This window comes from Sphingobacteruim zhuxiongii (genome assembly GCF_009557615.1).
GTDB lineage: Bacteria > Bacteroidota > Bacteroidia > Sphingobacteriales > Sphingobacteriaceae > Sphingobacterium > Sphingobacterium zhuxiongii.
Genome location: NZ_CP045652.1, coordinates 844,306 through 855,851 on the forward strand (window position 1 = coordinate 844,306; position 11,546 = coordinate 855,851).

Annotated in this window: 11 protein-coding genes and 1 tRNA gene; 8 read left to right on the top strand and 4 right to left on the bottom strand. The window is 38.2% G+C overall.

Annotated features, from left to right (window positions below; genetic code table 11):
- A complete protein-coding gene (locus tag GFH32_RS03720; RefSeq protein WP_153509799.1) occupies positions 1-2,112 on the top strand; it encodes a M56 family metallopeptidase in 2,112 nt (703 codons plus the stop codon).
- Between the two features lie 80 nt (positions 2,113-2,192).
- Here GFH32_RS03720 and pth read toward each other — a convergent pair whose 3' ends face one another.
- Entirely contained in the window at positions 2,193-2,756 is a 564-nt protein-coding gene (gene pth, locus GFH32_RS03725) for an aminoacyl-tRNA hydrolase (protein ID WP_153509800.1), read from the bottom strand.
- Between the two features lie 230 nt (positions 2,757-2,986).
- Between pth and azu the strand changes: the two genes are divergently transcribed.
- The 3 genes from azu (at position 2,987) to ric (ending at position 6,578) form a co-directional block, all read left to right on the top strand.
- Positions 2,987-3,538 (top strand): azurin, encoded by a 552-nt coding sequence (azu, locus tag GFH32_RS03730; RefSeq protein WP_153509801.1) that lies wholly within the window; start codon positions 2,987-2,989, stop codon positions 3,536-3,538.
- Positions 3,539-3,613: 75 nt separating this feature from the next.
- Entirely contained in the window at positions 3,614-5,854 is a 2,241-nt protein-coding gene (locus GFH32_RS03735) for a nitric-oxide reductase large subunit (protein ID WP_153509802.1), read from the top strand.
- Position 5,855: 1 nt separating this feature from the next.
- A complete protein-coding gene (gene ric, locus GFH32_RS03740) occupies positions 5,856-6,578 on the top strand; it encodes an iron-sulfur cluster repair di-iron protein (RefSeq protein ID WP_194285669.1) in 723 nt (240 codons plus the stop codon).
- Positions 6,579-6,754: 176 nt separating this feature from the next.
- Here the strand turns inward: ric and GFH32_RS03745 are convergent, their stop codons facing one another.
- Together GFH32_RS03745 and GFH32_RS03750 are read right to left on the bottom strand one after the other, a co-directional pair.
- On the bottom strand, positions 6,755-7,351 hold the full coding sequence (locus tag GFH32_RS03745) for a 50S ribosomal protein L25/general stress protein Ctc (RefSeq protein WP_153509803.1): 597 nt from the start codon (positions 7,349-7,351) through the stop codon (positions 6,755-6,757).
- Positions 7,352-7,720: 369 nt separating this feature from the next.
- Positions 7,721-8,677: a ribose-phosphate pyrophosphokinase gene (locus GFH32_RS03750; protein ID WP_153509804.1), complete on the bottom strand. Its 957-nt coding sequence runs from the start codon at positions 8,675-8,677 to the stop codon at positions 7,721-7,723.
- A gap of 501 nt (positions 8,678-9,178) precedes the next feature.
- Here GFH32_RS03750 and GFH32_RS03755 point away from each other — a divergent pair.
- The 4 genes from GFH32_RS03755 to GFH32_RS03770 all read left to right on the top strand — a co-directional run bounded on the left by GFH32_RS03755 (position 9,179) and on the right by GFH32_RS03770 (position 11,330).
- Positions 9,179-9,676 (top strand): RNA polymerase sigma factor, encoded by a 498-nt coding sequence (locus GFH32_RS03755; RefSeq protein WP_153509805.1) that lies wholly within the window; start codon positions 9,179-9,181, stop codon positions 9,674-9,676.
- A gap of 18 nt (positions 9,677-9,694) precedes the next feature.
- The gene (locus GFH32_RS03760) at positions 9,695-9,976 is read left to right on the top strand and encodes a transposase (protein WP_153509200.1); all 282 of its coding nucleotides are present in this window, start codon (positions 9,695-9,697) and stop codon (positions 9,974-9,976) included.
- Positions 9,973-10,857: an IS3 family transposase gene (locus GFH32_RS03765; protein ID WP_153509806.1), complete on the top strand. Its 885-nt coding sequence runs from the start codon at positions 9,973-9,975 to the stop codon at positions 10,855-10,857. The genes GFH32_RS03760 and GFH32_RS03765 overlap by 4 nt, the downstream gene beginning before the upstream one ends.
- Before the next feature lie 68 nt (positions 10,858-10,925).
- Positions 10,926-11,330 carry a transposase gene (locus tag GFH32_RS03770; protein ID WP_228384209.1) on the top strand — a complete coding sequence of 135 codons (405 nt, stop codon included), beginning with the start codon at positions 10,926-10,928 and terminating at the stop codon, positions 11,328-11,330.
- Between the two features lie 117 nt (positions 11,331-11,447).
- Here GFH32_RS03770 and GFH32_RS03775 read toward each other — a convergent pair.
- A tRNA-Gln gene (locus GFH32_RS03775) sits at positions 11,448-11,518 on the bottom strand.
- Between the last annotated feature and the right edge of the window lie 28 nt (positions 11,519-11,546).

An 11,546-nucleotide genomic window follows, 5' to 3' on the forward strand; every position in this document is an offset into this window, starting at 1 on the left:
ATGGAAAGCATCCTAACCTACCTATTACAAGTAAACCTGTTAATCGTCTTGATTTATCTAGGTTATTATTTCTTATTAAAAGGGCTAACTTTTTATAATCTCAATCGCATTTATTTCATTGTCGGAACACTATATGCCTTTATATACCCCTTCTTGGATATCAAATCGTGGTTTAGCAGACAAGTTGAACTTCCAATTGGTGAAGTATTGCAGTATTTTCCAATCGTTTTTCAAGAAAAAGCGAGCTTCTTTTCTTTGAGTGACCTATTAATCATGCTAGCATCAGCAGGCGCGATTGCCTTATTTGCTAAGTTGCTCATTCAATTATTTAGTCTTTTTAGGATACACTTACATTCCGAGCCATCGGCTTGGCGTCAGTATATTTATCGCAATGTAATTTTCCCTATTGCACCATTTTCATTCTTCAACAAGATCTATGTGCATAAAGATCAGCATATGGAGAATGAACTCTACGATATTTTTAAACACGAACATGTTCACGTTGAGGGCCATCATACTTGGGATGTTTTGCTGTTTGAAATAGTATTGGTAAGCTGTTGGTATAATCCTTTCGTGTGGCTAATGCGCAAAGCTGTACGTCAAAATCTAGAATACTTGACCGATCAACAAGTGCTAGATAAAGGTGTCGATCGTCAGACTTATCAGTACTCATTGCTTAACGTCTCCAAGCAGGGTGCTTCGGTAGCGATAAGTAATCAATTTAACTTTAAAACCTTAAAAAAGCGCATTATGATGATGAACAAAAAACGCTCATCCAAATTGGAGTTAAGCAAATATGCTTTTCTATTACCAGTATTTATATTGGCGGGAGCAACATTCACCCTGCAAAAAGCAGAGGCTAAGATCGAAACCGTGGTGATTAAAGCCGCTGAGACGAATGTTTCGGCGATTGGAACTAAACTCTCGGGAAATATAATTCAGCAAGATACAACGAAGATAAAGTACGTTGAGCAGGATGTAAACACGTCGAATGAGGACGTCGTCGTCCAAGGGTTTCCGACCGATAGTTTAAAAGGAAAAGTCACTGGTGTCAGAGTCGTTACAGGCTATAAATCGAATATCCCCGATCAGTTGAGTAACGAAGAGGCTGCCAAACACAACATTATTGTGGTTGACGGAAAGGTGATGCCTAAGGATTTCGATATCTCATTAATTGATAACAGCCGGATTGACGACGTTCGCGTGTTGACGGGAAATGATGCGAAAGCATATGGTGCTAAAGCGAAAGAGACCGTGCTTTCTGTAAAAACTAGAAAAAAGGGCGATGCAGCAACTCGTACTTGGTATGTACAAGATAATAAGGGAATAACATTCACTGGAAATTCTGTTGCAGTACGCGGATATGCTGCGGATAATCAGCATGTTGAATATGAGATTGACGGTAAGATTGTAAGTAAGGCTGTATTTGAGCAACTTAAACCTGAAGATATTCACAGTGTAAATGTACTGAAGGGCGAAGGGAAATCTGACGACGGTAAACAGCATGTTGGATCAGGAACTGTAAAGGTTTATACCAAAGCATATGCTAAAGAGCATAACATAGAAAATCCAAACTCGGTTCCAAATTTATTTGAAGGAACAGCAACCGATGGAAAAGGTAAAACAAGTACTTTTAAAGCAGAGCAGTCAGGTAATAAAAAAACTTCGGAACAACTCATATTAAATAATGGCCAAACCAAAAACATTGCTTATGTTAAAAACGGTGAGCTCGTGAATTCGAATGTGTTAAAAGAGCTAAGTCCAGATAAAATTGCAAGTGTTGAAGTGCTGAAAGGGGAAAATGCTAAATCAAAATATGGGGATAAGTACGATGGAGTAATAATAATTACAACCAAGGACTCACCATTAGCCGATAATATACAGCACAAAGAACACGACGTCATTATATCGGCGAAGAAAGAAGGTACGCTACCAAAAGATGTACTTTATTTTATTGATGAAAAAGAAGTGACTTGGGAGCAAGTAAGTAAGCTTAAGCCTGAAGAAATCAAGTCCATGAACGTTTTTAAAGCGGGTAAGGCTACAGAAAAATTTGGTGAGCGAGGTAAGAATGGAGTAATTAAAATTGAAACAAAAAGTGCCGAAAAATAAAATTGAAACTTTAAAGTTTGTTGTTTAGATAATAGAAAAGCACCGGAAAGGTGCTTTTTCTATTTTAGCATATCAATATGTTATTTTGTATTCAAATTAGTCATGGTCAGTCCAATACCGATATTAATAAAACTGCTGACCATTTTAACAGCATGTTCTATTAAGGCTGGTAATTCTCTTTGCTCTTCCTTATCAAATGGACCTAACACATAATCTACTTGGCGTCCTTTTGAGAAGTTATCGCCAATTCCAAATCGAAGTCTAGGGTAATGTTGTCCGCCAATGGAAGCTTCAATGGAGCGAAGACCATTATGACCTGCGGCAGATCCTTTAGGCTTTATACGAATAGAGCTGAAAGGAATCGCTAAATCATCAACAATAACCAATACATTCTCCACAGGAACTTTAAGCTCCTGCATCCAATAGTTAACCGCTTTTCCGCTTAAGTTCATAAAAGTTGTAGGTTTGATCACATAGATATTGTGTCCGCGTTGCTTGTATTCGGTGTAATAAGCATGCTTCAGTGTCGACCAGGTCGTGCCAGCTTGATTAGCAAGCTCGTCTGCAACCATAAATCCTATGTTATGTCTTGTATCAGCATACTCTTTGCCGATATTCCCCAATCCTACAATTAAATAGTTCATGCCGCAAAAATAGTATTTACATTTTAGATAATATATATCAGAACTGTAGATTACAAGGATATATGGTCAAAATACCTCCAAGAAGCGGGCAATTTAGCGGTATTTAAAATTGTTGATCGGTAAAGATGATTGCCAAATCTGTTGCTTATATCTCACTTAAAAAAATGTTCGCTATCATTTTTTATACAATCTATTTAGGACACTTTTGTCTTAAATAGAAAAGTGAAATCATGAATAAAATAAACACACTCGCAATCAAAGCATTAGCTATCGCGCTCTTTGCAAGCTCATGCGGTAATTCTAACTCAAATGGCAATGATACAGTCGAAAATAGCAATCAGCAAACAGAGACGCCAACTGTTGTTGAAACGCCTACTCCGATAAAGGAGGAGTTACCTATTGCGACAGAAACTAGTAATGAGGTAACGATTGAAAGCAACGATCAGATGAAGTACAACCTCAGTGAGATCAAAGTTAAAGTAAGTGATCCGGTAAAATTAACGTTGAAACATGTTGGCCAAATGAAGAAAGACGTGATGGGACACAATTTCGTTTTGCTGAAGTTAGGGACCGACGTCGCGGCCTTTACTTCCGAAGCGATGAATGCGAAAGACAAGGATTATATCCCTAATCAGAAAGATGTCATTGCGCATACGAAAGTAATTGGAGGAGGGGAACAAGATGTTATCGAGTTCACACTACCGAGTGTAGGAGTCTATGATTTTATCTGCTCATTCCCAGGACATGCAGGGATAATGAAGGGAAAGATCATTGCTGAATAAGCTTCACTAGTCTCCAAGGAAAAAATCCAATAGAATATTAACAAAACTATCTGACACGTTTGATATCTACCTCCAATGCGTAAAGAAAGAAAACTATGGTGGTCATTTATATTAGTAGTCGCGATTTCGTTTAGCGTTCTGCTTTATTATGGCTACGAAATATATCAAGTATCGCCACCCGTCCCAGAACAAGTTGTCGATACCCAAGGAAATGTGTTATTCACCGGCCAAGAGATCAAAGATGGTCAAAATGTATGGCAAAGTATCGGTGGTCAAGAAGTTGGAACAATATGGGGTCACGGCGCGTACGTGGCTCCAGATTGGACAGCAGATTGGTTACATCGAGAAGCGGAACATATGCTGAATAGCTATAGTCAAAGTGAGTTTCAAAAAAACTATTCATCGCTCAATGATGAAGATCAAGCGAAACTACAAATCCGTTTAAAAAAGAGCATTCGAAAGAATACGTTTAATGAACAGACGAAAATACTAACGATAGATACAGATCGAGTAAATGCGATCACTGCGTTGTCAAGCTACTATACAGGTTTGTTTACGGATGATCCGCAATTCGACCAATTGAGGAAGGATTATGCTATTCCAAAGAACGCTATTAAAGATGCCGATCGATTGCAAAAAATGAATGCCTTTTTCTTTTGGGCAACATGGGCAACGGTGACTGAAAGACCGGGCGAGAGTGTATCTTACACCCATAACTGGCCGAATGAAAAATTGGTCGGGAATGAAATGACGATGGATCTTCTCGCATGGTCGGGAGTAAGTATTATTCTGTTAATCTTCTGTGTGGGCGCATTGGTGTTGTGGCAAGTAAAATCTGGCGAAGAGGAGGAGTTGCTCTATCCAGCTCAGGATCCGCTACTACGTCAGGGAATTACCCCATCAATGCGTCTAACGAAGAAATACTTCTGGATCGTTAGTTTACTGATGCTCGTGCAGGTGGGATTAGGGATTGTCACTGCGCATTATGGGGTCGAAGGAGACGGGCTTTACGGTATTCCTTTAGATCAATTTCTTCCCTATGCTGTTACGCGGACTTGGCATACGCAATTAGCAATATTTTGGATTGCTACAGCCTGGTTAGCAACTGGTTTATATATCGCTCCTGCAGTTGGCGGGAAAGACCCGAAGTTTCAATGCTTTGGTGTAAACTTCCTATTCATTGCACTGTTAATTATCGTCGCTGGGTCAATGATCGGACAATGGTTCGGCGTTATGCAGAAATTAGATTTAGTGCAAAACTTCTGGTTTGGACATCAAGGATATGAATATGTTGACTTAGGCCGATTTTGGCAACTCTTTCTGTTTGTTGGTCTGTTTGTTTGGTTAGCATTAATGGTACGACCTCTTATACCGGTGCTGAAGCAGGGTGGCGCTGAAAAAAATCTGATCATCATGTTTCTAATATCCTGTTCGGCAATTGCCTTATTTTATGGGGCAGGGCTGATGTGGGGGAGACAAACTAATTTAGCAATCGCTGAATATTGGAGATGGTGGGTTGTTCATCTTTGGGTAGAAGGCTTTTTTGAAGTATTTGCTACTGTCGTTATGGCTTTCCTGTTTGTAAGGTTGGGTTTGTTGAAACCCAAAGCGGCGACCGCAAGTGTGCTATTTTCAACGATTATTTTTCTCTCAGGTGGAATCCTTGGTACATTTCATCATTTATACTTCTCAGGGACCCCGACAGCGGTAATGGCGCTTGGAGCCACTTTTAGTGCGTTGGAAGTCGTGCCCCTTACGATAATAGGGTTCGAGGCCTACCATAACTATAAATTATCTAAGTCGACAAAATGGCTACAAGATTATAAATGGCCAATCTACTATCTGATTTCTGTCGCATTTTGGAATTTCCTAGGAGCAGGTGTGTTTGGTTTTATAATAAACCCACCAATTGCTCTATACTATGTACAAGGGCTTAACACGACCCCATTACATGGACATACCGCATTATTTGGTGTTTATGGGATGCTTGGTATAGGACTTATGCTATTCGTTCTACGAAGTCTATATCGCGAGGTGCAATGGAACGAAAGGATATTAAAAATTGGCTTCTGGAGCTTAAATATTGGCTTACTTGGAATGGCATTATTAAGCTTACTACCGGTAGGTATTTGGCAAGCAATTGCTAGTATCGAACATGGAATGTGGTACGCACGGTCGGCAGAATTGATGCAACAACCTTTCATGGTGTTTCTGAAGTGGATGAGAACTCCAGGCGATGTGGTTTTCGCGATTGGTGTATTGGCCTGCGCATGGTTTGTATTTGATCTTACATTAAAAAATAAAATAAAAAACTGATATGGAAAATTTGATAAATGAAAAAATAGGAGACATTGTAGCAAAGAATTTTCATGCTGCAGCGGTATTTAGTAAATATGGAATGGACTTTTGTTGTGGAGGTCAGAAATCGATTAAAGAAGCCGCAGAAAAAAAATCTGTCGATCTTGTAAAGTTACAAGAAGAGCTTGTCGCCGTGCTCAATGAACCAAATCAAAGTAATATTGACTATACAGCTTGGCCGGCAGATCTACTAGCATCTTACATCGAAAAAACTCATCACCGCTATGTTCGTGAAAAGGCACCAGTTATACTAGCTTATTTAAATAAATTATGTCAGGTACACGGAGCTCGACATCCTGAATTATTGGAGGTGAATAAGCTTTTTCAAGAAAGTGCAAAAGAGCTCAATCAACATTTACTAAAAGAAGAGCGTATTTTATTTCCCTACATTGTGCAATTAATAAATGCCGAAATAGATCATACGGAACCTTCTGAGACAGCTTTTGGTACCATTGCTAATCCAATACATATGATGGAGCATGAGCACGATACAGAAGGAGAGCGATTTGAGAAGATTGCAAAATTGACCGATAATTATTCAGTTCCCGCAGATGGCTGTAGTACCTACAGCGTGACATATGATATGTTGAAAGAGTTTGAAGAGGATTTACACAAGCATATCCATTTGGAGAATAATATCTTATTTCCTCAATCAATTGCTTTAGAGCAAGCTTTAAATTAAAATTTTGCGGTTTAGCGATGGTTAGAAGACCTGACTATACTGAAGATGAAAGGTCTAAGAACGGGATGCTAGTGCTTAGTGTATAAACAAAAAAAAAAGAGCTAATCAGTTGATTAGCTCTTTTGATATCTCCAATCAGATCGTCATAAAATCGACTATCTAAAATTAAAGATTGATTATTTTTTACCGCCTTTAGCTGCTTTAGCTGCTTCTTGCTCTGCTTGACGTAAAGCACGAGACATAACAACAGAAACGATAGTATCGTCAGAATTGTTTAAAACAACTGCGTTTTCTAATTTAACTTGACCTACGCGGAAAGATTTACCAACTTCTAAGCTCTCTAAAGGAACTTCAACCTCTTGAGGCAAGTTGTTAGGTAAAGCTTTGATACGTAAGTTACGTAATTTCTGAACTAATTTACCCCCCATTTTAACACCTGGAGAAGTACCTGTTAATTTTACAGGGATATTGATTGAAACTTCTTTGTTGTCAAATAACTCTAAGAAGTCTACGTGAGTTACTTGGTCAGTAAGTGGGTGGAATTGAGCATCTTGAACGATAGCTTTTGTTTTCTTGCCGTTGATTTCCAATTCTACGAAGATTACTTCTGGTGTGTATAGAATAGATTTCAAATCAGCTGCGGATACCGAAAAGTGTGTTTGCTCTTTACCTCCGTAAAGTACCGATGGGATTTGTCCCTCGTAACGCAATTCTTTCGAATCTCTTTTCCCTACGTTCTGTCTTGCAGAACCGCTAATAGCAATTGATTTCATGTTTTAATTTATTATAAATTGAGGTGCAAAGATAGTGATTTAGAAAATAGGAACAAATAAATTTGTTCCTATTTTCTAAATACTTTGTCTGCCTAAGTAATTAAACGATAGGCCTTTGTCAAAAAAATAAGAATAGCTTTGATAGGTTGCAGTCAGAGCGCACAATCTCTATCTTGGCCTGTTCTCCTTTTTATTGATTGTAAGGTGTTAGGTAATAGGGGTTTGAGCGATTCGGTGATGGAGAGAATTAAATAAAATAGGCGCCCAATTTGGTCGCCTATTTTATTTAATTTATGACTTAGAACATCTAAAAGCTAGTGTCAAACAATCATGCTAGGATTAGAAGTCTAATAGCAAATGTTTAAACGATTAATCAACATTAAAAAGATCAGAAATCGATCCATGTTCATTGACGTTCTTGATTGCATTTGCAAATAATCTATCAGTAGATAAAACCTTGATTTTGCTGCAAGAAGCTGCTTTTTCAGGGTTTAATTGAATCGTATCTGTAACGATCATCTCTGTAAGTACAGAGTTTTCAATCGTTTCATACGCTTTACCTGACAATACTGCGTGTGTACATACAGCGCGAACAGATCTTGCACCGTTCTCCATAATTAAAGCAGCTGCTTTTGATAGGGTACCAGCAGTATCACAAATATCATCGATTAATACAACGTCTTGACCAGTAACATCACCAATAATCGACATCGATTCGATTTCATTTGCGCGTTTACGACGTTTATCACAAATAATTACTTCAGCATTGAAGAATTTTGCAAATGTACGAGCACGATATGAACCACCCATGTCTGGGGAAGCAATCACTAAGTTTTCTAAATTTAATGATTTGATGTAAGGAACGAAGATGATAGCACCATCTAAGTGGTCAACAGGGATATCGAAGAATCCTTGGATTTGAGCAGCATGTAGATCCATGGTCATGATGCGGTGAGCACCCGCAGCGGTAATCAAATTGGCGATCATTTTCGCGCCGATTGCTACGCGTGGCTTATCCTTACGATCTTGACGAGCATAACCGAAATAAGGAACTACAACAGTAATATAGTGTGCAGAAGCACGCTTTGCTGCATCGATCATCAATAACAATTCCAACAGGTTGTCTGTCGGTTGGTTAGTAGATTGAATAAGGAAAACATCACTACCACGAACAGATTCGTTGTAGAAGGGTTGGATTTCTCCATCTGAAAATTTTGAAAGAGTCTTGTCTCCAAGTGGTTTTCCGTATGCTTTCGAAATTTTGTCTGCTAATTCTAGGGTTCCAGAACCAGCAAATAGTTTTACCGTGTTGAATTGCAAAGGCATGGTGAGGTATATTTGGGGTTTTTATTTAAAGAATTTTGATTTTTCGCTTTTCCTTACTTCAACATTAGCGTGTTTTTAACCTAATGTTGCCGCAAAGTTAGGTAAATGTTTGAGAATTTAAAACAATATATAAACAGCTGTTTTATAAGCTGCTCTTTTAACACGATATCGCAGAAAAAAACAACGGAAATATTGATAAATTCATCCCTTTTCAGTAGGATTTCCTCGGAATAATTTATGATCAAATGTTGGATACTGTTTGCCTATCCTTCAGACTTGCTTCGGACTTGAGCCCTTTGGTCTTGAATCGCTATCATGCGAGCTGTGCTTTTTTTTAATAGTGCTATAGCCGAGCGTTGCTATTGCCTAGATTGATGTTAGGTTTCAATGAATAGATTATTGTCTATGTTTTGGTTTATAGTTAGTTAACAAAAGGATAACAATAAGCAAACGACCGCGATAATTATATTTGCATTGAAAGATTGTATTGGTTTGGTAGATATGCTAAATAATAAGCTAAAGCACACAGAACTTGATGATCAAGCTTTATGGGCTTCCTTTAAAGAGGGAGATCGAATGGCTTTTGAAGCAATTTACAATCGATATATTGGTCAATTGTATCGTGAAATAGCGAAGCGTATTGCTCATCAAGACGCTGTCGAGGATTTGTTACAGGAGATCTTTCTTACACTTTGGGAACGAAGGACAGTTTACCAACCAAAAGGTGACATATATCCCTATCTATTTGGCATGGCAATCAATCGCGTTTTGAATTATTATCGAACGAATAAAAGATTACCGATAATGCTGGAGATTTGGGAAAATATGCCTGAAGATTTAATGGGATTGGAAGAGCTTTCTTCCGCATTTAAACAGGCGCATACCTTAGAATTAGAACTCCTCTTGGATAAGGCGATCGCTAATCTTCCTGCGCGAATGAAGGAAGTGTATCATATGGAGTTGCTACCTTTAAGTGGAGACAGATTTAAAATAAAATAGAATTAAATTTGTTAAGACATGGCAAGAATATTTGATGAGTCATTTAAAAAAATGGCAGTAGAGTTGTCCTATCTAAAGGGCTCGGTTTTGGAAGCAGCAAAAGAGTTGAATCTAGATGCAAGTAGATTAAGTAAATGGCGTGTAGATCCTAGATATAATGGAGGTACACTATTACCAAAGAATGATAAATTAACTCCAGAGGAGCAAGAGATTAGGGAGTTAAAAAAGCGTTTAAATGAAGCAGAACTAGAAAACGTAATCTTAAAAAAGGCGGTAGCCATCTTTTCCAAGGGCGACTGAGAAAATATGAGTTCATAAAATCGCATATGAACCTATTCGCAGTTGAAAAGATGTGCAAGATTATAAATACAAGCAGAAGTTCGTTTTACAAATGGATTTCTAGACCAAAAAGCAACAGAGATAAGAGAACAGAGGAATTATCTATACTGGTAAAACAAGCACATCAGGACAGTGACCAAATATACGGCAGTCCTCGAATTACTTTAGAACTGAATAAGAAAAATCATAAAATATCACGTTCTTATGTCGCCAGATTGATGAGAAAATTGAATCTAAGAAGCAAGATTCGGAAGAAATTTAAGATAACGACAGATTCCAACCACAGTTTTCAACTTGCTGAGAATCTCCTTGGAAGAAATTTCTTTACAGATGGCCTATCGCAAAAATGGGTTGGTGATATTACCTACATCAAGACTGGATCAGGATGGCTGTATCTTACTACTGTTATCGACCTTGCCGATAGAAAAATCATAGGTTGGTCGTTCAGTAATGACATGACGGCAGAGCATACAACTTTAAAAGCACTTAAAATGGCTATTGCACAAAGGAATGTAAAACAGGGTCTGATTTTCCACTCAGATAGAGGTGCTCAATATGCATGCAACGAGTTTAAGTCTTTCTTAGGAAAAAATGAAATTATCCAAAGTATGAGCAGGAAAGGTAATTGTTGGGATAACGCAGTCGCGGAAAGCTTCTTCAAAACACTAAAATGTGAATTAGTTTATCACAGAAAATTTGCAAACAGGGAAGCTGCGAGATTAGAAATCTTTAGATACATCGAAGGATTTTACCATCAAAAAAGAATCCATTCTGGATTAGGTAATAAAACACCAAATGAAATGGAAAAATTTTATAAATCAACTAGTTTATTAGTGGCATAAAAAGTCTCCACTTTTAAGTTGCAATTCCACCGGAATTGTTGCCAAATGGTGATACGCTCAAACAGCTGTTGGCTAGATCCAGACACCTATTGTTCAAGCATCCAAGCCGATGGTCGGAAAGCCAGAAACATCGTGCTGAATTATTATTCCTGCGGTTCTCCAAGCTAAAACAGGCTTATGATCTTGGAATTGCCTTAGGGGACATCTTCAACAAATGCAAGGACAAAAAGGTAGCATTTACCAAACTAGGCCTATGGCACAATCAGGTTGAGAATGCGGGTATTGCTTCCTTTGAGAGCGTGGCAAAATCCATTGCAGCGCATCATCAATACATCCTACACTACTTCGACAATAGAAGTACCAATGCTTCCGCAGAATCCTTCAATGCAAAACTCAAAGCTTTCAGAAGCGTCTTCCGTGGCGTAAGGGACACAACATTCTTCCTGTACAGAGTGATGAAATTGTATGCTTAAAAATCTTTACCCCCCAAACTTTCGGTATGATCCCTGGTTCATATGATTAATATTTTAGCATAAATAAGAATAAAGAAAAAGGACTGAATTTCTTCAGTCCTTTTTCTTTTTGGAGAGTTGCCCAACCTGGATTCGAACCAAGACAAACGGCACCAAAAACCGTCGTACTACCTTTATACTATTGGGCAATCTTTCAGTTTGTCTTCAGGTTTGTTC

Coding starts and splice junctions, on each gene's coding strand:
- GFH32_RS03720 (WP_153509799.1), top strand. CDS start 1: ATGGAAAGCATCCTAACCTACCTATTACAAGTAAACCTGTTAATCGTC.
- pth (WP_153509800.1), bottom strand. CDS start 2,756: ATGAACTATTTAATTGTAGGATTGGGGAATATCGGCAAAGAGTATGCT.
- azu (WP_153509801.1), top strand. CDS start 2,987: ATGAATAAAATAAACACACTCGCAATCAAAGCATTAGCTATCGCGCTC.
- GFH32_RS03735 (WP_153509802.1), top strand. CDS start 3,614: ATGCGTAAAGAAAGAAAACTATGGTGGTCATTTATATTAGTAGTCGCG.
- ric (WP_194285669.1), top strand. CDS start 5,856: ATGGAAAATTTGATAAATGAAAAAATAGGAGACATTGTAGCAAAGAAT.
- GFH32_RS03745 (WP_153509803.1), bottom strand. CDS start 7,351: ATGAAATCAATTGCTATTAGCGGTTCTGCAAGACAGAACGTAGGGAAA.
- GFH32_RS03750 (WP_153509804.1), bottom strand. CDS start 8,677: ATGCCTTTGCAATTCAACACGGTAAAACTATTTGCTGGTTCTGGAACC.
- GFH32_RS03755 (WP_153509805.1), top strand. CDS start 9,179: ATGCTAAATAATAAGCTAAAGCACACAGAACTTGATGATCAAGCTTTA.
- GFH32_RS03760 (WP_153509200.1), top strand. CDS start 9,695: ATGGCAAGAATATTTGATGAGTCATTTAAAAAAATGGCAGTAGAGTTG.